At 43.7% G+C, this 24,231-nt stretch carries 26 protein-coding genes; 5 read left to right on the top strand and 21 right to left on the bottom strand.

Features of this window, described 5'->3' with window-relative positions:
* Position 1: 1 nt before the first annotated feature.
* From cysD to DXD06_RS03790, 15 genes are all read right to left on the bottom strand, one after another.
* Positions 2–901, bottom strand: coding sequence for a sulfate adenylyltransferase subunit CysD (gene cysD, locus DXD06_RS03860; RefSeq protein WP_022046734.1), 900 nt, complete (start codon positions 899–901; stop codon positions 2–4).
* A gap of 11 nt (positions 902–912) precedes the next feature.
* Entirely contained in the window at positions 913–1,227 is a 315-nt protein-coding gene (locus DXD06_RS03855) for a 4Fe-4S dicluster domain-containing protein (protein WP_022046733.1), read from the bottom strand.
* The gene (locus tag DXD06_RS03850; RefSeq protein ID WP_117830727.1) at positions 1,211–2,908 is read right to left on the bottom strand and encodes an adenylyl-sulfate reductase subunit alpha; all 1,698 of its coding nucleotides are present in this window, start codon (positions 2,906–2,908) and stop codon (positions 1,211–1,213) included. Before DXD06_RS03850 ends, DXD06_RS03855 begins: the two co-directional genes overlap by 17 nt.
* Positions 2,909–2,927: 19 nt before the next feature.
* Positions 2,928–3,986, bottom strand: a complete 1,059-nt coding sequence (locus tag DXD06_RS03845) for an ABC transporter ATP-binding protein (protein WP_022046731.1) — start codon at positions 3,984–3,986, stop codon at positions 2,928–2,930.
* Between the two features lie 11 nt (positions 3,987–3,997).
* Positions 3,998–4,840, bottom strand: coding sequence for a sulfate ABC transporter permease (locus DXD06_RS03840; protein ID WP_117830726.1), 843 nt, complete (start codon positions 4,838–4,840; stop codon positions 3,998–4,000).
* A 49-nt stretch (positions 4,841–4,889) separates the two neighbouring features.
* Entirely contained in the window at positions 4,890–5,741 is an 852-nt protein-coding gene (cysT, locus tag DXD06_RS03835; protein ID WP_117830725.1) for a sulfate ABC transporter permease subunit CysT, read from the bottom strand.
* A complete protein-coding gene (locus tag DXD06_RS03830) occupies positions 5,719–6,747 on the bottom strand; it encodes a sulfate ABC transporter substrate-binding protein (protein ID WP_199535196.1) in 1,029 nt (342 codons plus the stop codon). The genes cysT and DXD06_RS03830 overlap by 23 nt, the downstream gene beginning before the upstream one ends.
* Before the next feature lie 1,759 nt (positions 6,748–8,506).
* Positions 8,507–9,244: a hypothetical protein gene (locus DXD06_RS03825; protein WP_117830724.1), complete on the bottom strand. Its 738-nt coding sequence runs from the start codon at positions 9,242–9,244 to the stop codon at positions 8,507–8,509.
* Entirely contained in the window at positions 9,241–9,801 is a 561-nt protein-coding gene (locus DXD06_RS03820) for an RNA polymerase sigma factor (protein WP_117830723.1), read from the bottom strand. Before DXD06_RS03820 ends, DXD06_RS03825 begins: the two co-directional genes overlap by 4 nt.
* Positions 9,802–10,010: 209 nt before the next feature.
* The gene (locus tag DXD06_RS03815; protein ID WP_117830722.1) at positions 10,011–12,218 is read right to left on the bottom strand and encodes an FtsX-like permease family protein; all 2,208 of its coding nucleotides are present in this window, start codon (positions 12,216–12,218) and stop codon (positions 10,011–10,013) included.
* Positions 12,208–12,975, bottom strand: a complete 768-nt coding sequence (locus tag DXD06_RS03810) for an ABC transporter ATP-binding protein (protein ID WP_117830721.1) — start codon at positions 12,973–12,975, stop codon at positions 12,208–12,210. Before DXD06_RS03810 ends, DXD06_RS03815 begins: the two co-directional genes overlap by 11 nt.
* A 111-nt stretch (positions 12,976–13,086) precedes the next feature.
* Positions 13,087–14,100 carry a sensor histidine kinase gene (locus DXD06_RS03805; RefSeq protein WP_117830720.1) on the bottom strand — a complete coding sequence of 338 codons (1,014 nt, stop codon included), beginning with the start codon at positions 14,098–14,100 and terminating at the stop codon, positions 13,087–13,089.
* Complete coding sequence (locus tag DXD06_RS03800) at positions 14,097–14,765, bottom strand: response regulator transcription factor (RefSeq protein ID WP_117830719.1); 669 nt, start codon at positions 14,763–14,765, stop codon at positions 14,097–14,099. Before DXD06_RS03800 ends, DXD06_RS03805 begins: the two co-directional genes overlap by 4 nt.
* Before the next feature lie 242 nt (positions 14,766–15,007).
* Complete coding sequence (locus tag DXD06_RS03795; protein ID WP_117830718.1) at positions 15,008–16,138, bottom strand: hypothetical protein; 1,131 nt, start codon at positions 16,136–16,138, stop codon at positions 15,008–15,010.
* Entirely contained in the window at positions 16,128–16,664 is a 537-nt protein-coding gene (locus DXD06_RS03790; protein ID WP_055260711.1) for an RNA polymerase sigma factor, read from the bottom strand. Before DXD06_RS03790 ends, DXD06_RS03795 begins: the two co-directional genes overlap by 11 nt.
* Before the next feature lie 213 nt (positions 16,665–16,877).
* Between DXD06_RS03790 and DXD06_RS03785 the strand changes: the two genes are divergently transcribed.
* Genes DXD06_RS03785 through DXD06_RS03770 form a run of 4 tightly spaced genes read left to right on the top strand, consistent with a single transcriptional unit; the run spans position 16,878 to position 19,799 of the window.
* Entirely contained in the window at positions 16,878–17,783 is a 906-nt protein-coding gene (locus DXD06_RS03785; RefSeq protein WP_117830717.1) for a DMT family transporter, read from the top strand.
* Positions 17,780–18,730, top strand: coding sequence for a serine O-acetyltransferase (locus DXD06_RS03780; protein WP_117830716.1), 951 nt, complete (start codon positions 17,780–17,782; stop codon positions 18,728–18,730). The genes DXD06_RS03785 and DXD06_RS03780 overlap by 4 nt, the downstream gene beginning before the upstream one ends.
* Positions 18,731–18,750: 20 nt before the next feature.
* Positions 18,751–19,497, top strand: coding sequence for an AzlC family ABC transporter permease (locus DXD06_RS03775; protein WP_117830715.1), 747 nt, complete (start codon positions 18,751–18,753; stop codon positions 19,495–19,497).
* Complete coding sequence (locus DXD06_RS03770; protein WP_117830714.1) at positions 19,494–19,799, top strand: AzlD domain-containing protein; 306 nt, start codon at positions 19,494–19,496, stop codon at positions 19,797–19,799. The genes DXD06_RS03775 and DXD06_RS03770 overlap by 4 nt, the downstream gene beginning before the upstream one ends.
* 41 nt (positions 19,800–19,840) lie before the next feature.
* Here DXD06_RS03770 and DXD06_RS03765 read toward each other — a convergent pair whose 3' ends face one another.
* The 5 genes from DXD06_RS03765 to DXD06_RS03745 form a co-directional block, all read right to left on the bottom strand.
* A complete protein-coding gene (locus DXD06_RS03765) occupies positions 19,841–20,617 on the bottom strand; it encodes a sulfite exporter TauE/SafE family protein (protein WP_117830713.1) in 777 nt (258 codons plus the stop codon).
* A 51-nt stretch (positions 20,618–20,668) separates the two neighbouring features.
* On the bottom strand, positions 20,669–21,562 hold the full coding sequence (locus DXD06_RS03760) for a hypothetical protein (RefSeq protein WP_330418140.1): 894 nt from the start codon (positions 21,560–21,562) through the stop codon (positions 20,669–20,671).
* A gap of 53 nt (positions 21,563–21,615) precedes the next feature.
* Positions 21,616–22,272, bottom strand: coding sequence for a hypothetical protein (locus tag DXD06_RS03755; RefSeq protein WP_117830712.1), 657 nt, complete (start codon positions 22,270–22,272; stop codon positions 21,616–21,618).
* Between the two features lie 64 nt (positions 22,273–22,336).
* Positions 22,337–22,648, bottom strand: a complete 312-nt coding sequence (locus tag DXD06_RS03750; RefSeq protein WP_117830711.1) for a hypothetical protein — start codon at positions 22,646–22,648, stop codon at positions 22,337–22,339.
* Positions 22,649–22,700: 52 nt separating this feature from the next.
* Positions 22,701–23,360, bottom strand: a complete 660-nt coding sequence (locus tag DXD06_RS03745; RefSeq protein WP_117830710.1) for a sugar O-acetyltransferase — start codon at positions 23,358–23,360, stop codon at positions 22,701–22,703.
* 42 nt (positions 23,361–23,402) lie between these two features.
* On the opposite strand from DXD06_RS03745, the gene DXD06_RS18075 reads away from it, so the two are divergent.
* The gene (locus tag DXD06_RS18075; protein ID WP_117830709.1) at positions 23,403–23,513 is read left to right on the top strand and encodes a hypothetical protein; all 111 of its coding nucleotides are present in this window, start codon (positions 23,403–23,405) and stop codon (positions 23,511–23,513) included.
* Here DXD06_RS18075 and DXD06_RS03735 read toward each other — a convergent pair.
* Positions 23,510–24,184 (bottom strand): HAD family hydrolase, encoded by a 675-nt coding sequence (locus DXD06_RS03735; protein ID WP_022045928.1) that lies wholly within the window; start codon positions 24,182–24,184, stop codon positions 23,510–23,512. The genes DXD06_RS18075 and DXD06_RS03735 overlap by 4 nt on opposite strands.
* Positions 24,185–24,231 lie beyond the last annotated feature (47 nt).

Genomic DNA, 24,231 nt, shown 5'->3' with positions numbered 1-24,231 from the left:
TTTAGAAATAACCCTCCCTCTTTCTTCGTTCCATGCTGCCGGCTGCCTCGTTGTCAATGACACGGGTGGTCCGCTCAGACTCTACAGCACTCAAGGTCTCGTCAATAATCTCATCTAATGTGGTCGCGTTGGATTCGATTCCACCGGTCAGTGGATAGCATCCCAAGGTACGGAAACGCACATTCTTGTATTCAATTTTCTCACCCGGACGAAGTTTCAGACGATCATCATCCACCATGATAATCTGTCCGTCACGCTCAATCACCGGACGCTTTGCTGCAAAATACAGCGGCACGATATCGATGTTTTCTCTCTTTATGTACTCCCAGATATCCGTCTCCGTCCAGTTGGAAATCGGGAACACACGGATGCTCTCACCCTTGTTGATCTTGGAGTTATAAAGTTTCCACATCTCCGGTCTCTGGTTCTTCGGGTCCCATGCATGATTCTCATTACGGAAAGAGAAAATTCTCTCTTTTGCACGGGATTTTTCCTCATCACGACGTCCGCCGCCGAATGCTGCAGTAAATCCGTATTTATTCAACGCCTGTTTTAATGCCTGTGTCTTCATGATGTCGGTGTACTGGCTGCCGTAATCAAACGGATTGATGCCACGCTTTACACCGTCCTCGTTGATATACTCGATCATGTTAATCCCAAGTTTCTTTGCCGTCTCATCACGGAACTGAATCATTTCCTTGAATTTCCATGTCGTGTTCACATGTAAAAATGGGAATGGCGGCTTCTCCGGATAAAATGCTTTCATGGCAAGATGAAGCATTACCGAACTGTCCTTTCCTATGGAATAAAGCATTACTGGTTTTTCACACTCTGCCGCTACCTCACGGATAATGTAGATTGCTTCCGCTTCGAGTGCATCAAGATGAGATAATTGACTCATGATCTTCCTCCTTAATATTTATTCGAATCCTTTTTATTCACAACAATTGTTTCTATTGTACCATCTGTTTTTTTAATTCGCCAGTGTAACAGATCTCCTTCCGTATGAACGGTCATCTGGCTTCCCATGCCGCCGATGTCGGCACCCAGGTAATAGGAAATTGCCTCAAACGGACACTCCTTGATACAGGAGGCACATCCCCAGCAGTCCTTCGGATACCGGATCACGGCTTTTTTGTCTTCGCCGCGCACGATCAGGCTTCCCGGACAGACATCCAGACATTTTCCACATGCCCTGCATTTCATGGAATCAATCGCGATGCTCATAGGTTTCTCCTCCTTTCACCAGATCTCTGCGGATCATCGTAATCTGGTCCCCGTTCTTTTTCGAGTTTACATAGCAGAGCCATGCATCACTCTTCTCCGGATAATCCAGATTCTCCGCGAAACTGTGCCAGCGTGTCTCCTTGCGTGCACGCAGATGTGCGATCACAGTCAAGCACACGGTCAGGCGTTCTTTCAGCTCATAGATAAACATCAGCTCATGCATATCGGCTGCCGCAAGTCCTTTTGCAAGGATCTGCAGTTTCTTTATTTTTTCTTCCGCCATGGCAAGCTGCTTTTCGTTGAACTGGTAATGGGTTCCGATTCCGCCTGCATACTGGTCCATGACTTTCTGCATGGCTTCCTCGAGTTCCTCAACGGTAAATGCCGGGGCCTGCTTTGTGAGAAATGCATCATACTCGGCAATTTTATGTTCAAGAACCGCTTCTTCATCAGAAGCCGCCGTATCTGCCACCTGTTCTTCGTTTAATTTCTGCACGATGGAATGGGCTGCGATCTCGCCCTCCACCAGTGCGCCGGTTACATATTTCTGTGGACAGCCGCCTGCCACATCTCCGGCAGCATAGAGCCCGTGGATCGTTGTCTCTCGTTCGGTGTCTACCCAGTAACCGCTGGCGGTATGACCACCTACGATGTACGGCTCGGTTCCCTCGATTTCCACGTTCTGTTCGCTTGGATTTTTCCCGGATTCCACCCATTTGAGGGTCTGTCCCGGCGCCATGTTTAAGTATGCTTTTAAGAGCGATTCATCCTGCTCTGCGGAGATGCCTTCGGTGCGAAGATAACATGGTCCGCGTCCCTGTACGTTTTCTTCAACAGTTCCGTACACACGCTGGGAAGTAGTCAGACCGTATTTTGTCTCATACACTTCTCCGTGTGCGTTGATCTGCTTTGCTCCGACACCCTGTGCAATCGTTCCGGTCGGAGCGATCGTATCTTTACAGCGCAGGGCGATAAAGCGCATCTCAAATGTGGTCATCTCGGCTCCGGCTTCAATTCCCATGGCATATCCGGCTCCGGTGTTAAACGGCGGATACCACATTTTGTGACGGGAAAAGCCAGGATTGTTCGGGCGGTAAAGTCCTGCGGCTCCTCCGGTTGCAATCAGCACTTTCTTTGCGCGGATCTCGTAGGCCGTACCGCCTGCAATGGAAAAACCGACGGCTCCTTCGATCTTATGATTGTTTACCAGATAATCGGTAATGTTTAACTGGTTGATGACGGTCACATCGTCTAATTTGCTGACAGCATCTGCAAGAAGCGGCTTGAAGTTTTCGCCGTTGATCTTGATATTGCGATTTCCTCTTGCCACATACTCGCCGTTTTCGTCTTTTAAGATGACCAGACCAAGCTGTTCCATTTTGGCGGTCACACGGTTGAGTCCTTCGGACATGGTCAAAAGCAGATCCGGCCGGACGATGCCGTCGGCATCTTTTGTGGCGTAGTCCACGTAATCCTGCGGAACATGACCTTTGGTGATATAGGCATTGAGCGCGTTGACTCCGGCTGCCAGACAGCCGCTGCGCTTGATGTTGGCTTTTTCTGCTATGATTATGGAATAATCGGATTGTTCACGGATGGTCATTGCCGCGTAGCAGCCTGCTGTGCCGCCGCCGATGATGAGGACATCCGTATGGAGTATTTTTTTTCCCTCGATTTTCATAAGTAATCCTTCCTTGTGATTAAATGTAGAAGACCTCGCCTTCCTGCATTTCCTTATTTTCTACAAGATAGGTCTGGTTTTCATCAAATATATACAGGCGGTAAATTAAGACATATACCTGTTCTCCAATTTCAACCGGATCTTTTTCAAGTGAGCGCTCGGTGACGATCGGGATACCTCCCACATCAACGACAACATCCAGATGATTTCCCCGGAATATCACATCTTTTACGATTCCACGCTCGGCGGCACTCATGTGCTGCGGTGGCTCGCTTCTGGACATGCGGACAAATTCCGGACGGATAACTGCGTGGGTTGCGCCCTCGACCGGATCAAATCCAAGCAGACGCTCATAATGCTCTACGATCGAGGAACGGCCGATAAACTGTGCCACGAACGGGGTGTCCGGTGATTTATAAATTTCCATCGGCGTTCCCATCTGCTCGATATGTCCATGGTTTGTGATGATAATCTCATCGGCCACCTCGACGGCTTCATCCTGATCGTGGGTGACAAAAATGCTTGTAATGCCAAGCTTTACAACCATCTCGCGAAGCCAGTTGCGAAGTTCGGTGCGGACTTTTGCATCGATTGCCGCAAACGGCTCATCGAGAAGAAGTACCTGCGGATTCGGTGCAAGTGCGCGGGCAAATGCCACTCGCTGACGCTGCCCGCCCGACAACTGGTTCGGATAACGCTTTTCCATTCCGCTTAATCCGGTCAGTTCCAGCAGTTCGGTCACGCGCTTTTTGATTTCTTTTTTCGGCACCTTGGCAAGTTCGAGACCAAAAGCTACGTTGTCGTAGACGGTCATATAACGGAACAATGCATAGTTCTGAAATACAAAACCGATGCCTCGTTTTGCCGCCGGCACATCGTTGACACGCTGCCCGTCAATATAGATATCGCCGCTGTTTGGTGTCTCAAGCCCCGCGATCATGCGAAGCAGTGTGGTCTTTCCGCTTCCGGAAGGTCCAAGCAGTGCGACTAATTTTCCTTTTTCAATGCCAAAGCTGACATGGTCGGAAGCCCGGAAGTTTCCGTAATTTTTACAAATATCTCTCATTTCCACGTACATAGCCTGACTCCTTACTGTATGCCTTTACTGTTTTTGCTTCTGTATTCAAAAATGTTTCTGAGTATCAGCACGATCACCGCAATAATGACCAGAATGGAAGATACCGCAAATGCGGAGGTGATGGAAGTATCCGTCCCCGACATATATAAGGCATCAATCTCCAGCGGCAGGGTAAATGTCTGCCCTCTGGTCTTTGAGAGTGCATTGACTGCTCCAAACTCGCCTAACGCACGCGCCGTACATAAAATGATACCATAGATCAGCCCCCATTTCATCTGCGGAAGGGTAATTTTCCGGAAAATGGTAAATCCGTTTGCCCCCATAAGCGCCGCCGCCTCTTCCTCATCCTTTCCCTGTGCATTTAAGATCGGGATGATCTCACGCGATACAAACGGGAAAGTGACAAAAATTGTGGCAAGCACCACACCCGGTAACGCAAACGTAACGCGGATGTTTGTTCCGAAAAACTGGTTGATCGCCCGGATTGCCGGATACGTCCAGCCGAGCCGTCCGAAGGTCATCAAAAAGGCAAGACCTACAATGACGGGAGAGATTGAAAACGGGATATCGATCAGCGTGGCAAGCACCTGTTTCCCACGGAAGGAAAACTTCGTTAAAAGCCATGCCGCCACGATTCCAAAAAACGTATTGACAACTACCGCGATCACGGTTGCAAGCAATGTGACCAAAAGAGCCGAACGCACATATTCGGTTGTGACCGCCTGTATGTAAAAAGCAAATCCTTCTTTCAATGCACTGAAGAGAATCGAAAACAGGGGAAGAATCAGCATAACAAATATGAAAAGAACGCTGATGGCTATTAAGATGTATTTCGTACTTTTCTTTTGTTCCATAAAAACGAACTCCCTTTCTTAAAACGAATTGGTTGGTTCCCTGTTGCACTTACACATTGTTGGTTCTGGCTGCCTGTTTCATCTGTACGATATTCACAGCAAGCAGTAAAACAAACGACAAAATCAACATTACCAGTGCGATTGCCGTGGCACTCGCATAATCAATATATCCAAGCTTCTGCATGATCACATAGGAGATCACCTGCGTATGTTCCCTTGCACTGTTTCCGGATATGTAAATGACACTTCCGTACTCACCAATTCCTCTGGCAAAGGCAAGCCCAAATCCGGTTAAAACCGGGGGCATCATCTCCGGAAGAAGCACTCTGCGGAAGGTCTGAAACCGGTTGGCTCCAAGCATAAATGCTGCTTCTTCATACTGTCCGTCAAGTTTTTCGAGTACCGGCTGCACGGCACGGATGACAAACGGAATTCCGACAAACACCAGTGCAATGACCAGTCCCAGATGTGTGTAGGATACTTTGATGCCAAGTTTTGCAAGCGGAGTCCCGAGGATTCCGTTTTCGGAATACATTTTAGAAAGTGTGATACCTGCTACCGAAGTCGGCAGTGCAAACGGAAGCTCAATACAGCCATCGAGGATACGTTTTCCCGGAAACTCATATCTTACAAGCACCCAGGCAATGATCACACCGAACACACTGTTTATAAGTGCCGCAATAAACGAACATCCGATGCTGGTCGCAAATGCATGCCGCACGGTCGGCTTCGTGATCAGGGACCAGAACTCTGCCGGACGCAGTTTTAATGCGGAAACCATCACAGATGCCAGCGGGATCAGCACAATCAGGGAAAGCATTGTCACTGTAATTCCCAATGTGAGGTGATACCCCGGTATCACACGTACTTTTTTTGTCTTATTCGTTGCCGTAGATTTCATCAAACATTGCTCCATCGTCAAAATAGTTCTTATATGCTTCGTTCCAGCCGCCGTAATCCTTGATCGTATATAATTTCACATTCAGGTCAAAACGGTCGGAAAATTCCTTCAGAATTGATTCATTGCTCGGACGGTAACCATACTCTGCCGCCAGCCGCTGCGCATCATCCGTGTACAGATAATTCAAATATTCCCTGCTGACTTCCTGCGTGCCGTTGGCATCCGCATTGTCATCCACAACCGCCACACTCGGCTGTGCCAGAATACTGACACTCGGCGTAATCATCTCATATTCATCCGGATAACTTTTCATCGTGGTAATTGCCTCATTTTCCCACGCGATCAGCACATCCCCTTTCTGGTTTTCCACAAATGTGGTAGTGGAACCGCGTGCTCCGGAATCCATGACGGAAACCTGCGAGTAAAGTTTCTGCAGAAATGCTTTCTGCTTATTCTCATCACTGGTCTGCTCCTTTATATAGGAAAGTGCTGCTAAAAAGTTCCAGCAGGCACCACCACTGCTCTTCGGGTCCGGGGTGATGATCTCAACCTTTTTGTTCACCAGATCGTCCCAGTCTTTGATCTGTTTCGGATTGCCTTTCCGAACGAGGAAAACAATCGTCGAAGTGTATGGGGAACTGTCATCGGCAAATTCCTGTTCCCAGCCTTTTTCAATCAGTCCGGTCTGCTCGATCAGTGTGATATCATGCTCCAGTGCCAGTGTAACGACATCAGCATTGCATCCTTCCACAACAGAGCGTGCCTGTGCACCGGAACCTCCGTGGGATTGAATAATATCCACTTCTTTTCCCGTTTTTTCCTTATAATATTTCTCAAACAGCGGATTATATGCTTCATAAAATTCTCTTGTCGGATCGTAGGAGACGTTGGTGATTGTCCGTACATGACTTTTTTTGCTTCCGCATCCGGTACATCCAATCAACAGAATTGCCGCCATGGACAGTACCGCTATTTTCTTTACCATTGAAAATGATTTTCGCTTCATGCTCCCGCCTCCCTTGACTTTCGTTTATCATACCCCTTAATTCCTATCATGTCAATAGGTATTGTAGGAATAATTTTCCTTTCTTTTTATAGTACCATGGAAAAATTGAATTTTACTTGAATCTCAATGCGGAATTTTTTATGGACAATGAAATGGCTGGTTAACGGCATGGTCTGGGAGTCTTTGGGATTTGGCAGAAGGGACGGATTTGCGGGGATTGTTTTAAATATAAGTTTTTTCGATGCGACGGAAGAAGGGGGACATTCTCTTTCTCCAGAAAAATTTACAAGTTAGCTCTGGCGTTGGTTTCAGGTACGTGGAGTAAAGTTTTTCAGTTTGCGCAATTCACTATGGGTTGTGAGTGCCAGAGCAAGTTGCAAATTTGTTCTTCCGAAAGAAATGTTCCCCTTCTTCCTGTTAGCTGGAAAAAATATAATTGAGAAACATATTTCCGCAAATCCTGTCTGTTGAATAAATATAAAGGCGCCAGAACCTGCAGTTAAAGGTGCTCCCGGAAGGTAATGCGTGTAATGAATGTTTACGGTAAAGTGATAAATGTTTGGGAAACTTAACATGCAAATAAGTGAAAATTTCATTGCTGGTATTTTGTGAAACAATCGTTCTATTGAAGCTTTTATATGATCAGGCATTATGAATTTATAAATGAAAGATGGGGGCTATATAATCAAAATTCATAGGAAAAATGCCATCGTGGTATCTATGCAAATAAAATTCCGTAAAAAATTCCACCGTGGTATCTATGCAAATAAAATTCACGTAAAAGATACCATTGCGGTACCTATATATTGAAAATTTAATATTCAGATACTGGAAAGTCTCTATAGATCAAAAATTGCTTTTCCAGATACCGCTTTTTCTAAAAAACCGGTATCTGGAAAAGCAATTTTTACTATATAGGTGACATTTCCTGATTTTAAACCTTAAAATTTCGGAAAACTGTCACCTAAACCTGTAATTTTTTATCTATAGATATCCAGTCGTATCATCAAGTGATTTAACAGGGTATTTTTATGCTTATTCCAGTTCATGGGATTCGTAGCTGCTTTTGAGGCGTCCCTTTAACTGCAGGTTCTGGTGCCTTTATGTTTGTTCCACAGACAGGATTTGCGGACATCATTCTTTTACTTATGGCTTTCCAATCCACAGGAAGAAGGGGGACATTTCTTTCGGAAGAACAAATTTACAACTGCGCCGTAGTTCCATCATGTAACGTTAATAGCATAAAAGTAAAACTTTTGCAAAACCAGCCTGAAATCACCATCGGCGCTAACTTATAAATTTTTCTGTAGAAAGAGAATGTCCCCCCTTCTTCCGTCGCATCGAAAAAACTTATATTTAGAACAGTCCCCGCAAATCCGTCCCTCTGAAAAACAAAAGGCCCCAGACCACGCAGTTAACTCGCAATTTAGAGGTGAGATTGTATGAAAAAGAAGAAAACTATTATAGCGATGATTTGTACTCTTGTGTTATGGATTGCTATTGGTGTCGTTGATTACAGGTGCGTGCATAGTTTTGAAACTCCCAATTCCCTTTTGTGTTCCCAATGCTCTCAATCCGGTTTTTCAGTGTATACTCATCCAATCTCCAGAGTTATTCAAATCCACCTTGTCTATAGTGGGTGTGCAGATTCTAAGAAGAAAGCTGCCCCAAAATCGGAGCAGCTTTCTTCTGATACTATTTCCCGCAAAAGTCCACTTTGAGATGCCAGAGGACATCTCTTTCCAACCCGCGTCTGTGGTCACTCAATCTTTCTCAACGCATCCAAAACAGCTGTCAGTTCCGCTGTTTCGGTAAACACTCCAATGAAGCAATCACCAGAGCGAAAATAGACCCCACCGGTTTCTCCCAAAAGCGGTCCTGTTATTTCTTCCTGATTGGAATAAATGCTCCTATCGGTTTTTGGTTCGTAGTTCATAACACAAACGGTAAAAGTATCTCCAATCTGTTCCGGATCGGGTACAACCTCCCCGCCATCCTCCGCAAATTTCTGTTCCGGTATCTCACCAGTAATGTGTTCAATTCTCAGCATATTGTATTGGGTTCCGTCTTTCATCGTTGTGTTATAAACGCTTCCGCGCCCATAGTGAAAGCCGTCTGGCAACTGCTTGGGAAGGTGTTCCGCTAATGGATGGACCAAGGTTTCTGCTTCTGTCAGGCTTACTACTTCTGCCGATTCAACATTTTCTTCGCTCTCGGTACCAGGATATACGGCAACGCTGTATGTCGATGTCATCCCATCGCTGTTTCCAGCATCAATTCCAGCAGTGCTGCCAGTACCGGGAATCGAAATTCCACCGGGTGTTGTTGAAGAATTCTGCTGTAAAAGAGCAGTAGTGCCTGCAACAATAAGGCACAGGCAAACTGCCATTGTTCCCCAAACTTTCCAATTTAGCTTCTTTTTCATAGTTGTTTTAGCCCCTTTCACGATGTCGTCGTCAAGTTCACCAAGGATTTCAAAGAAATCATCTTTCCTCATATCTCAAAGCCCCTTTCTGTCAAATATGCTTTTAACTGTTTCCGTGTACGCTCCAGCGTCTTTGATACAGTTCCCTGCAACATTCCAGTGTCATTTGCAATAGCTGAAACTGAATCTGCATACCAATAGCGTCGTACAAACAGATTCCGCTTGTTTTCTGAAAAGCTTCTCACAAATGAACTGATCGCCTTTATCAGTTCTTGGTGGTCAAGTACCTGTTCCACATTGTCAGTATCCGATACACAATCAGTCAGTTCATCTAAAACAAGTGTAATCTCACCGCTGCCCCGTTTTTCAGCATGGTCGTGTTTATACTTGTTAAATGACAAGTTTCGTGTAATTTTGCCAAGGAATGTTTCCAATTGCTTCGGCCAATGTGTTGGCATAGAATTCCATGCGTTCAGATAGGTATCGTTGACACATTCTTCTGCATCTTCTTCATTGTTCAGTATGTTCCTTGCTATGGCTTTGCAGTAGTGACCATATTTATCGGATGTTATACGAATGGCCTGCTCATTCCTATCCCAATAGAGCTGGATTATGTCATTATCGTCCATACTATACCTCCTCGTATATACACAACTTCCAGACAAAAATCTGACACTCATTAAAAAATGTTTTTCTCTCCCATAATACCATATTGCCACCATTCCCGCACACAGAAATAGGACTACCACTCATTTCTGAATGATAGTCCTGCTTCTGATTCATTAAGAGTGCTATCCCTCTTTTAAAGAATGTGCGAAATGTAATGATTACATATTTTCTATGGATTGACAGAACGCCTAAAAATAACCCATGTGCTTATGAAGTAACAAATCAATAAAAGTAGCAAAATTCCCACGGTTGCCACAATCTGTAACATCAATGCAGTGAATCCAATATAGGTTGAAATCTCTGCTGATACGGTTTGAATAAAATAAGTGATTACAACAGCAGCTACAATGATTGCTACGATAATTGGCAGCCCAAACCAAACGCTTAATTGCTTCAAGATAAGCTTTCCTATATGCTTTTCCTCTACACCTAATTTTCGGAGTACAGAGAAACGATACTTATATTGTCCTGCGTCTAAAAGCTGTTGCAGGGAAAGTACCGTAAGACATATAACCATCAGTACGACAGCACCATAAATCATTGCAGTCTGTAAAATAAAGTTATTTGCTATGGAACTATTGATTTGCAGTGTGCTAAAACGCACGCCATAAATAGCCCCGGTTTCTGCCTTCTCGGGATATTTCTCTGCAAAAAGTTTTTCCAGTTTCCTTGCATTTTCATAGGAGATATTTTCCGTTGTTGTAATATATCGGTTTTTTATTACTGGCAACAGCTTTTCACAAATATTGTCTGGAAGTACATACAATACATTTGTATAGGAATTGTACGCTGTTTCTCCAATCGGATCCTCATAATAGGACTGCCCGGAAAGAGTCAATTCTCCTGCGTCTGTCATAATGCTGGTGTGTTCTTTCAAAAAGTTATCCCGTTCTTCCTCGGTGGCGATTGCTTTCCATTGTGTTGTAAATTCATCTTCCTCCAGAGAAATCTGTTCGTAACCCAGCATTTCCCGTATAGTGTTATAATCACTCAAAGAAATTGCTACAATCGGAAAATCATATTTCTGTCTGTTGTGAAAATCGTCTTTCTCTGGCAGATATAGATTGAACGTGCAATCATAGTCTGTATCTATTTTATGTTCTGTCAGAAAATCAGTAATGATTTCATAACTGTTCTGTGGCAGATTTTCTTCTTCATAAACATTATTGTATCTTGAATATACCTGTACATCATACATAGAGCGTATATCCAAATAACCTGAAGCCCAGCCCGTCAAAATAGGGGCGGCAATAAACATGAAGATTGCAAGGACAAGGGTTATACAAATCAGCGTCATTGTTTTGCTGGTTGTATTTAGTTTTGATATAATTTGCCCGAAAAAGAACAGGTTTTCTCCCTTGTATCTATGTTCCGGCGATTTTACTTTCCATGCTACAATCAAACCACTGGTAAGATAAATGAAGGCACAAATGAAGAAAAGTAAGTCAATCACAACAAAAAGCAGATATTGATTGAGCGTTCCACCACCTAAAGACAGATAATATTTATTTGTTAATGCTGCAACGCTGGCTGCTGTAAAAGCATTCAATACAGAACATATCAGCAAACCAGCAATGAAACATTCTCTTTTTTTCTTTCTAATTATGCAAAATATCGACCACAGCAAAGTAAGCAGCGGAAAAAAAATATTTCCCCAAAACATAAGCTGCACCGGAAACGCAAAGCGGGTGTCATAATAAAACCAGACCTTTTGTATTCCTGTAATCAATCCCCATACGGTAAATACTTCAAAGAGGACTACTACAACAGAAATGAAGCGGCTCTTTTTTAGCTCTGGTTCGTTCTCTTTCTCTGCGGAAAGCATATCAATAATTTTTGTTTTCTGAATGGTACGGGTATTAAAAATTCCTACCACAAAAAAACTTGCCACAAAAAATACCACTGTCAACAAAACGGTGTCCGGGAACAATGTCCATGAGATTTCATAAGGCTTTCCATAAACAGTAAGGAGCATTGCGGTAATGAATTGAGAGCAAAATACACCGCAAAAAATACCAATCAAAATGGAAAATATACCCATAATCAGTGTTTCTGCAAAGAAAATCCTGCCAATAGTTTTTTGTTCCATTCCCATAATGGACTGGACAGCAAATTCCTTTTGCTTCCGTCTTAGCATATAATGATTGACGAACCGTATTAAAAATAACAATAGCAAGGTTATCATGCAGATTGCAATTTTCATTCCGTCACTTAATAGAGTAAAATCATACTCGCTGCCTATATCCGGGTTATAATAACTACTGGAAATAGACAAGAACGCATAAAACAAGGTAACACAGATTGTCATTGTGACAATGTAAACCAGATAGTCTTTTACAGACCTCTTTGCATTTCTGAAAACAAGTTTAGCATACATGGCTCTGTCCCCCTCCGATCATGGTAAGGACATTCAGAATTTTACCAAAAAAAGCACTTCTGCTGTCGTCGCCCTTGCGCAGTTCCATAAAGATTTCTCCGTCTTTCAAAAAAAGAATACGGCTGGCATAGCTGGCGGTAAAAGCGTCATGGGTTACCATGAGAATTGTCGCCCTAAGCTGTTCATTGATACTTTGAATGGTAGACAGCAGCATTTGTGAGGAATGGCTGTCTAATGCTCCTGTTGGCTCATCTGCCAATAAGAGTTTCGGATTGTTGATAATTGCTCTTGCACAGGCACAACGCTGTTTTTGACCGCCCGATACCTGATAAGGATATTTGTTTAGAATATCGCTGATATTCAGCTTTCCGGCTATATCCCAAATGCGGGGTTCTACACTCCTGGCAGGGACTTTATTGATTGCTAATGCCAGTGCAATATTTTCTGAAATCGTCAATGTGTCCAGCAAATTGAAGTCTTGAAATATAAACCCTAAATTCTCCCTGCGAAAACGGGCAAGGGATTTTGGTTTGATTTCCGTTATGTCTGTTCCCTCTAAAAAAATATGCCCTGCACTTACGGTATCAATCGTAGAAATACAGTTGAGCAGTGTTGTCTTTCCAGAACCGGACGCCCCCATAATTCCGAGAAATTCCCCAGCTTCCACAGAAAAGCTAATTTCTTTAATGGCTTTGGTAATATTCCCTTCATTGCCATAATATTTCTGGATATGTTCCAGTTTCAAAATCGTATTCATCTGATAAACCTCCTTAACTGTTCCATATCTTTATTGTAAATGGAGTATCTCATTTTTTGTATCAAGTTTTCTTACACAGTTCTTACAAAAATGTAAGAAGTGCAGAACCTATCAGCCCTGCACTCCGATAATAAAATCATTCATTTGAAAGATAAGTGAAATCGTTGTTCCTCTGTTTTCGGAATAAGCAGTAAGTCCTATTCCCAGTTTATCACATAGACGCTTGCAAAGATATAATCCAATTCCAGTAGAATTTTTCCCGATTCGCCCATTCTGACCTGTAAATCCTTTTTCAAAAATGCGGGGTAAATCACTTTTAGGAATACCTATCCCGTTGTCACGGATAGATAGCACAATCCCGTCATTTGTTTCTGTCGCCCCAAAGTGCAAAATAGGCTGCTCTGCATGGTATTTGATTGCATTACCGATAATCTGATTTAAGATGAACCGCACCCATTTTTCATCAGTGTAAACTTTTGTTTCTATATCGTCTATCTGAATCGTCATATTGCTTTGACGCAAAAGATACTTATTATCTCCGATTGCACTATGCACAATATCACATAAATTGACCTCACGAATAGAATAGTCTTTTTCAGCATGTTCACTTCGGGCATAGTAAAGAGCCTGTTCTGTATATTGGTTGATATTCTCTAACTCTGCCAATACCTCTCTGGAAAAGGGAGAACGGTTATTCTCACACAGCAGCTTCATGGCTGTAATTGGTGTTTTTACTTCGTGTATCCATTGTTCAATGTATTCTTTATATTCCCTGCGTTCCCTCTGTACTTCGCCAATCCGTTCCAACATAGATTTTTCAGCCATTTTCATAATCTGGTAAAAAACCTGTTCATCAGCCCTTTCCGGCACTTGCATGATTTCCGGCAATAAATATCGTTCTTCTAATTGCTCCGTCATATTGAGCAATTTATTCAGATACTTTTTTCGTGAGAAATAAAAAGTCAGCAAAGATAAAACAAGGACAATCGACCAGACCGCAAGAATAAACAGGACTGTTTGGATAGGATTATCGCTTGCAATCAGGAACAAGGCAAGGGCAAGCATACCCAGCAGATTGATTAAAATAACGGGGAGTTGATTTTTTAGATATTGTTTTTCACTCATAATGTATATCCCTGCCTGTGTTTTGTTTTAATAAAATCTACAAGGCCGATTGTCGCCAGTTTGTCACGAATACGGGTCATATTGACACTTAGGGCATTATCATCAACATAAAGCTGATTGTCCCAAAGAAAATCCACAATATCATTTCTGGAACAGATTTTTCCGGCATTCTTAAAAAGGTAGTAGAGGATTTTCAATTCATTCTTTGTCAATTCTGCTTTCTGTCCTTTGTACTCTATCATACTACTCTCCAAATGTAGGGTAGCTTCTTTCCACATATAAATTTCTGTTTGCGGGGAACGGTAGGCTTTCTTTAACAATGCCGCAATTTTAGCAAGAAGAATAGCGGGATTATAAGGCTTTGTGATAAACGCATCTCCACCCAGCATAATGCTGTTCAGTTCGTCCATATCTGTATTGCTGCTTGTTACAAATACAATCGGAATATCTGAAAAGGTGCGAATTTGAGAGCATATTTCAAAACCGTTATTCCCCGGAAGTTTTATATCCAGAATAACCAGATGTGGCGCAGCTTCTTTTAACTGCTCTACTGTTTGGGAAAAATCCGTAACTGCAAATACTTCATATCCATTCCCAGACAAAAGAGTTTTAAGCTGTGTTTGTATCGTAAAATCATCTTCAATGATTAGTATTTTTTCCTTCATAAAGATACCTCCCTGATACTTTATTGTACTGTATCAGAGAGGTTCTCTCAAGGCACGATTCTAAATAACACCTAAGTCCAACATATGCTCCCTGCAAAAGTCCAACATCTGAGCATTTGCAATCCTTCTTCGATTTGCTTTTCTTCGGGGGAGTTTATCCCAACGGAAAAGAGAGAAGCCTGTAAATGGGGGAAGTTAGAGGAATAATTATATAAATTATAATTTATCAAAAGAAGTTTCCATCACTCTTCCCTGATCAATTCATATGTCACCTCCTTGTTCTTTGTTCGCATAACAATCCCTCTGACATCTTCCAGATTAATTTTATTTGCCACCTGTAATCCTAGATAAGAGGTCACCCTATAGAAAGCTCCTGACTGTAACACTGCATTGCAGTCGGAATAGGTTTTCTTTGCCTTTGAATCACTAATGATATCCATCGGATAAGGATCTGCAATATTCCAGTTACGCGTTCCATCCTTGTAAATCAAAGAGGTTTTTCCAAGATCCTCTCCCACACTTTCCTGATTCTTTCCCCATCTCTCTAATCCAAATGACCATTCAGCATTTTTCTGCATTTTTCTATAATACTCTGTAGTTGTTCCATAAATTACAGCACTCAATGGTGTTATCCGCATCCGCTTTGGCTCATAATACTTCGGGCTGATCTGCTCCTGATTTTTTGCTTTCAACGTATATTCATAAACAGGAACATTACAACTCGCGTCAAGTGTCGCAGTATTATTCGTTTTTGTAGGCAAATCATAACACAATGTCAAATTCATTGACGATGGGACCCATTGTCGAAAATCCATGTCCATTTCAAAATACTGCACATTCTTATCACTTTGTGTTCTGAGAAAAATAGGTGAAGATTCAAAACGCTCTTCATACACGTTCTGCTTAAGACGCAACTGTCTTGTCGAACGAAGATTTCCATTCTCATCATAGCTTTCCGATCCCGCCGGTCCTTTGGTTGCCAGCCATTTTTCGCCGGTTTCATCCTTTGCCTCATAGCGCACAACTGCACTTACAACAACTTCATCCGAAAGGATTTCCTCTACCGAAAAAATCATATGTTCATCCTGGTCACTGAATACTCCTCTTGTAACGTAATCGGACAATTCACTTCGCTGTCCCCAATACCCCTGAAACATCTTTTTTAGCTGCTCCGCAAAAGATGTCTGTGGAACAATGCAGGCAAGTGCCAGTGCAGCCGCCACGGTACCTGCAATACCGGCCATTTTCATTCGTTTTTTTCTCATCATTTTTTCCTCCTTTCGTCTCTTTTTGAGTACAATTTCCTCCTCTTTGATCTCCCGCTGCGGTGTAAGGGCCTTTTTTAAAATCTTATCTAATTGCTCATCGTTCATATCCGATAACCTCCAGTTTTTCCTTTAAAAGTGATTTTGCTTTGCGCAGACGGGTTTTAACAGTATTGACAGAAAGATGCAGACACTCCGCAATTTCTGTCAGTTTCATATCCGCCGAATAATACAGATACACCACCAGCCGGTATTTTTCGGGAAGCTGCTGCACCAGTTTCTGAACTTCATGTATTGTTTCCTCCTGCAATACCTGTACTTCCGGATCTGCATTCCGGGTTTCCGATGCTTCCCCGCCGTTTTGTATATGTACTTCGTAGCTCTCCTGTGGTGCAATCCGCATCCGCCATGCAAATTTTCGTCTGCGATTTTTCCAGAGCCGGATTGCCACAGAAAGTGCATAACTTTTACTGTTATTTTTCTCATCCAGCCGGTCTAAATGTTCCAGCAGCGTAAGCATGGTATCCTGATACAGTTCATCACCCTCATGGGCATTTCCTGCAGTCATCCTGCAAAACCACAGGATATCTCTCCCGTGCGCAAGCACAAACTCATCAAACTTTTGTTTTGTCACGTGTAATTCCTTTCTATTCCCCAAAGACGTCCATGAGATTTCTCTCTTACATAATGATATTGTAATAAATTTTCAAAAAGTTTTCCGGATTTATTGGCACTTGAACAAATAAGTTGAATACTTTATAATAAGTAGAAAGCCTGTGCTCTGCGATGCATTTTTGATGTATCCCAATCGCATCTGGCTTTTTATTACACATTACGAGGAAATTTTATGAAACAGAATACCCTGCGGTATTCCCTTCTGCTGCTTCTGACCGCAGCTATCTGGGGATTTGCTTTTGTTGCACAGAGTGTTGGAATGGACTATGTGCAGCCTTTTACATTTACTGCTGCCCGCTCACTGATCGGGGGGATCGTACTGCTTCCGTTTATTTTTATCCGGGCGCAGAAAACCGGCCGGACTTCTGAGGAAAAATCCGCTTCCTGGAAACAGGCACTGCCCGGAGGCATCATCTGCGGTGTTCTGCTGTGTATCGCATCGAACCTGCAGCAGATCGGTATCCAGTATACGACAGTTGGAAAAAGCGGATTTATCACAGCAATGTACATCGTGCTCGTTCCGGTACTCGGTATATTTTTTCACAAGAAAACCGGTATCCGCGTGTGGATCTCTGTGGCACTTGCTGTATGCGGACTGTATCTTTTATGTATGACCGGAGGTTCCTTTCGTCTGCAGCGCGGAGATCTGTATACTCTCTGCTGTGCGCTCATGTTTTCCCTGCAGATTCTTGCCGTGGATCACTATGCACCGATTGCGGATAATGCGATACTGGCATGCATCGAATTTTTCACCTGTGGCATCTGTTCCCTGATCCCGATGTTTTTGCTGGAACAGCCACGGATACATCTGATTCTTGCGGCATGGCTGCCGATCCTGTATGCAGGCATACTCTCCAACGGTGTGGCCTACACTCTGCAGTTTTTTGCACAGCGGGGACTTCCTGCCTCTACAGCCTCTCTGCTAATGAGCATGGAATCCGTATTCTCACTTCTGGCGGGTTTTCTCATCCTGCACCAGATGCTGAACGGTCGCGAGCTTGCCGGATGTGTACTGATGTTTGCCGCCATTATTCTTGTACAAATAAAAGGAAAAGAAAAGGAGTCGATTAATTCATGAAAAATATCATTGAAAACGAAGTCGGGGCCATCCTGACAGATATCCTTGACGATTATAAAAAAGGACGCGCGGTTGATAAGATGGATATCTACAACCAGCCGGATAAAACCGAAATTATGGACATTCTTGACCGTCTGTTTTCCATTGTTTATCCGGGATTTTTCCGCGATAAAACCCACAAAATCTACAATATTGAACACAGTGTGTCTACCATGATCGAAGATGTAATGTTCCACCTGAACAAACAGATCTGTGTTGTCTTAAAATATACAAAAGAATTCGGGGACAATGAGGAAGAAAAACTGGAACAGTTTGCACAGAAAGCAACCGTTTCTTTTATGCGGCGGATTCCAAAAGTCCGTGAATACCTGGAGACAGATCTGCAGGCTGCCTATGACGGTGATCCTGCTGCCCGCAGCAAAGATGAGATCGTATTTTCCTATCCGGGACTTTATGCCATCACCGTATACCGTCTGGCACATGAGCTGTTTCTGCTGGGTGTTCCGCTTATCCCGCGTATGATGACGGAACAGGCGCACAGCAAAACCGGTATCGACATCCATCCGGGTGCAACCATCGGCAAATATTTCTTTATTGACCACGGTACCGGCATCGTGATCGGTGAAACAACCATCATCGGCTGCCATGTCAAACTGTATCAGGGCGTTACACTTGGTGCCCTTTCCACCAAAGGCGGTCAGAAACTGCGCGATGTGCGTCGTCATCCAACCATCGGCGACAATGTAACAATCTACTCCGGTGCTTCCATCCTCGGTGGGGAAACTGTCATTGAGGAGGGGGTTGTAATAGGTGGTAACTCATTTATTACCCAGTCCATTAAAAAAGGCACCAAGGTCAGTGTCCGCAACCAGGAACTGATCTACCACAGTGGTGATGAATCGCTTCACCACAAAGAACAGGATGAATCCTGGTTTTACATTATCTGATAGTTACAAAAGGGGATTTTATGGATACAAAAGCTTTCCGGGAAGGATTCCGCGATGGCATTCCCATCGGACTTGGATACCTCGCTGTTTCTTTCTCTTTAGGTATTTCTGCAAAACAGGCTGGTCTGACTCCGCTTCAGGGGTTCGTGACCAGCTTTCTGGAAAATGCATCGGCCGGCGAATACATCGCATTTACTCTGATCGGTGCCGGTGCCACATATATTGAACTGTGTCTGATGACAATCATCGCCAATGCACGCTATCTTCTGATGAGCTGTGCCATGAGCCAGCGGTTTTCACCGGATACCCCTATGATCCACCGGTTTCTTGTCGCATTTGACCTGACGGACGAGCTGTTCGGCATTGCCATCGGGCGTCCCGGATATCTCAATCCCTACTACAGTTACGGTGCGTTTCTTGTCGCACTTCCGGGCTGGTCCATCGGAACCGCCGCCGGTGTCATCGCCGGCAATCTGCTGCCGGGTGATATGGTAAAAGCACTCAGCGTTTCTTTGTTTGGTATGTTTCTGGCAATCATCATCCCGCCTGCCAGAAAAGACAAAGTCGTGCTGGTGTTGATCATCATCAGTTTTGCAGCAAGTTACCTGTGCAGCCGTCTCCCGGTCATCCGTGACATTTCCAGCGGAACGCGCACGATCATCCTGACACTGATCATCGCTGGAATCGCCGCATGGCGTTTCCCTCCGCAGACGGAGATCACTCCGGAAAATGCTGACACACAAAAAGAACAGGGGGCGGACGTATGAGTGGAAACATTTATATCTACATTGCCATTGTAGCGATCACCAGTTATCTGATCCGCGTGCTTCCGCTGACGCTGATCCGCAAGCCGATCAAAAACCGGTTTATCCGTTCTTTCCTGTATTATGTACCCTATGTCACACTTGCGGTTATGACCTTTCCGGCAATCATCGATGCCACCGCCACACCGCTTGCCGGAGCGCTTGCTCTAATTGTCGGCATCTTTATGGCATGGAAGGGACTCGGACTTTTCCCGGTTGCGATCGCCTGCTGCATCATCGCTTACCTTGGCGGACTGATTTTTTAATAGAAGAAATGCCTGAATCATTTTTTGATTCAGGCATTTTTCTATCCCCAAAGTGAAAATAAAAATACTACGATTCCAAGAATAACAAGAACCACGCCCGTCACACGGTTAAGTGTTTTCGGTGTGGCTTTATTTGCAAATACCGCAGCAATTCTTGCCCAGATCAGGGTAAAAATCACACACAGCGTAAACACCAGCCCGTCCGGTTTTCCGCCAATAACAAAATGGGACGCTGCCCCTGTAAACGCAGTAAATGCCATAATAAATACACTGGTTCCGACTGCTGTCTTCAGTTCATACCCAAGCACAGAAGTCAGGATAAGAAGCATCATCATGCCGCCGCCAGCACCGACAAATCCACAGATAAATCCGATACAGATACCGCTTATGACCGACTGGATGGCACGCTTTTGTGCGGATACCCTCTGCATGGTCTCTTTGGTTGTCATAACCGGGCGAACAATAAATTTGATACCAAGCAAAAATGTCATAAAGACAGAAAAATTTCCCATTGTGGCAGATGGTACAAGGCTTGAAACATAGCTTCCCACCACGGTAAATGCAAGGACACTAACCATCATGATCAGACCATTTTTCACATCAAGATTCTTATTTTTTCCATAGGTATACGCAGACACTGCACTGGCAAGTACATCAGAAGACAGCGCAATCCCGACCGCCATATACGGCTCCATCCCAAGAAATGTGATAAGCATCGGGCTGATAACCGCTGCCGCACTCATCCCGGCAAAACCGGTTCCAAGTCCGGCTCCCATACCTGCAAAAAATGTTACTAGAATCGTAAATAATACTTTCATTCTCCTGTATCTCTCCTTTGTTCCAGATAACAAGTAATTCTAGCACATTTTTCAAAACAAATCCAGCATGTTATCCAGATAAATTTCTTCCCGGACATGCAGCTGATATTGTGGCTTTGTCATGTAATATAGCAGAAACTCTAAAATCAGTGCACTTCCAAGTCCCCGTCCCTCGATCTTAAAATTAGAAAATCCCATTGGAAAGTAAACATTTTGGATTGCCTCTATTCCAATAAATCCCGGATTTTGCATGGCTTTGGAAAAGCGATATCCCTGCTCAGATTCCGGTGCCGTACAGTGATGTTCCCTATTTTCTCCAAGATTCTTGCGGCTGACCGCTTCATAACAGGCTTTCCTGTCCTTACAGCCAAACCAGCAGCATTCATTGCACAAAAATTCCACCTTGTCTTTTTCTGGCCAAGACAGTGTCTTCCATCGGTCATAGGCTTTATTTAAGCGAAAATCAGGAACAACATACCGGAAATCTTCACGTCGTATTTCCTCTACCAGCTGCTTAAAATCCGTGATTACTTTTGTGGTGGACGAAACAAAATAAAGGTGCGGATAATGTTTTTTCAGATATTCCAACAGCAGATCCGAATGGACAATCACACCGTTTTGCACATCTTTATTTTCTTCCAGTAAAGCACAGAGCGCATTGCATTTCCGGTCAGAAAGATGCTTCTCTTTTAAAAGAGAGTTGCTGAAGGTCAGCCGCGCGGATATTCCATACTCCTGCATCAGTGCCAGAACTTCTTTCGGATCATTCTCTCCAAAACCGGCACGTCCGCCGCCCCAGATACAATCTGCCGGAGCTCCATAGATCGAACCGATTTCACACCAGTCATAAAACCAGTCCCTGTGCTCCCGATATAACGGAAGAAACACGCGGTATAGTTCATAAAATTCAAACAAGCCCGGAAGGTGATAATACGCTTTTACCATTCTGTACATTCCTCTCATTTTTTATCATAACGATTCAGACCACCTCAGAATAGTTACTTTATTAAATACAAAATCAACCCGGACATTACCCCGATTCCGATAATACAGATAATCACACCTCCAATGATCGTCACTGTTCTTCCTTCATCCGATAATTCCGCATTCTGAAACTGCCATCTGCGCATAAAAAAATATACCTTATCCGGATAATAAATCTGTACGATTCCAAGTACATAAATAAGGACTCCCAGTACCGTAAATCCCCAAAATGAAATCGACTCCAGATTGCCGTAAAGGATGTGTCCCAATGCATTGCTGTATGTTTCATCACTGATGACAGGCTTTTCATTCCCTGCTATAATCTGCATTTCATCCCAGCCCACAGGGCTTCCATCTGCCGCGAGTAACTGATCCCCCGTCCATGTGCCGTTTATCGTATCATCCGCAAATGAAAACGTGACCTGATCCCCTTTCATGGTATAGGAAACATTCTGTTTTTTTCCATCTGCCACAAGTAAAAAAGTATCATCTTTTGTTCGTTCAACATAGTTGACTGTGTTGTGCACAAACTTATCTGCACGGACTTTGTAATAAAAATCATCCCCAATAAAAACGCCTTTTCGCAGCGTAAAATATCCACCGATTGCAACTGCAAAAATAGCAATTATAATCAAAAAAACAAGTCCCAAATGCTCTTGGATTTTCTTCATTTCCGTCCTCCTTCTCTTTAAAAAAAAGCCATTCTCTCCTGCGAAAATGGCTTCTGAAATACTACTACTTATTTTCAAAATTAACACTGCGGATCATGTTACGGTTGATGATCTGTGTCCCCTTTTTCGGTGTCTCGATCTTCACCCACTGCGCATCCACGTCCATCAGTTTTCCTTTGATACCACCCACATCATTAAATAAACTTACCGCACAATCTTTTCCTATATAAGCATCTAAAATTGAACCACTCATCATTTCGTCTTCCTTCCCATTTTCTGTCACTGTAAACAGCTCAGTATCCTGCATTGCCAGCATATTCCATGTATTTACCATATTGAAATAATTGACTGCTGCCATTGTTGTTGCGATATCCATACCTTCATCACCTCATAGATATCAGTGTAGCATTCTTTGTGCACACTTGCAATTACTTTCTCCCTCTTTCCCTCTCCGACATCGGGACTTCATTTTTCATGTAAGTATCCCACACCTGCATCCGATCCTGCTCATCCAGTTTGCGCAAAACTTTTGCCGGAACACCTGCCACAATACAGTTATCCGGAACATCGCGGGTTACGACTGCCCCTGCCGCTACAATACAGTTTTTTCCGATGGTCACCCCGCCACAGATCGTTGCACTCGAACAAATCCAGCTTCCGCTTCCGATATGGATGGGCTTTGCATACTCCAGGTCATGAAAACCATCCGGATACTGCTGCGGCAGCCGCTCATCGGAAAGAAACGGATGACACGGGGTTGCAATGGTCACATTTGCGCCTACCCACACACCATCCTCCAGCGTAATCGGCGCACAGTCCAAAAATGTACATTTATAGTTGACAAAACAGCCTTTTCCAAAATGGATATTGACGCCATATTCACAGTAAAATGGGGCAAAAATGGCTGCTCCTCCATCCTTTGCAGATGGAATCAGTTTTTCTAACAAACGCTGTTTTCTTTTTTTCATCCACAGCGGAGTGCGGTTGAATTTATCACAGGTTTCCATGCCAAATTTATGATATTGTTCCAGATCTTTGCTGTCGGCATTGTAGAGTCTGCCGGCTTTCATTCGTTCCCAGTTATTCATGTTTATCTCCCTCTTTTTTATTTCCTTTAGTATAACAAACTTTTGCAATATAGGAAACTGAAGTTTGGTGACTATCTGGTTCTCTTAGGTGCTATTATGCGCGAGGAAATGATGATTGACTGGCTAAAAAAATGTATCAAACTGCTCGGTTAACATGCTCCCTCTCCCTTCAAATAGGCGATCACTTCGAATAGATCCGGTAACACCACCTCTGCTTTTTCCTGCATTTCTTCATTTGCAGGCAGCAGATCCGGAACCATGATCGGAAGCAAATGTCCTGCATGTGCCGCACGAATCCCATTGTAGGAATCCTCAATCGCATACGCGCGCTCCGGTGCAACCCCAAGTTCTGCGCAGGCCTTTAAGAAAATGTCCGGTGCCGGTTTGCTGTGCTCCACCATATCCCCGCAGATCACATTGTCAAAAAAATTCAAAATTCCAGCATCCTTTAACTGGTTTGTCACGGTCTGTCTGCGTGTCGAAGATGCCAGCGCAATTTTCTTTCCATCTTCTTTTAAAAAGGTGAGCAGTTCCACAACCCCCGGCTTCATCGGAAGCCTGCCGCCATCGTATCTGCTGTGATAGATAGCAGAGGACTCTTTCGCATAAATATCATACGGAAAATCCTCCCCATAAATTTCCAGCATAATCTCCCGCGTCCGTTTCATCGTCGTCCCCGTACAGGAAAGCACCGCTTTCTCAATATCTGGAATCTGGTATTTATCTGCAAGCTCCTTCCAGCACTGCATCACAGCCCGCTCAGAATCAAAAATCACACCGTCCATATCAAATACAACTGCATCGTAACCGGTTTTCTTTTCCATAGAATAATTTCCTTTCTGTCTTACGTGACAATTTTATTCTAACACGA

The organism is Roseburia sp. TF10-5 (assembly GCF_003462365.1).
Classification (GTDB): Bacteria; Bacillota; Clostridia; order Lachnospirales; family Lachnospiraceae; genus Roseburia; species Roseburia faecis.
The sequence above is the reverse complement of the archived record's forward strand: the minus strand, read 5'-3'. Positions and strand labels throughout refer to the sequence as shown.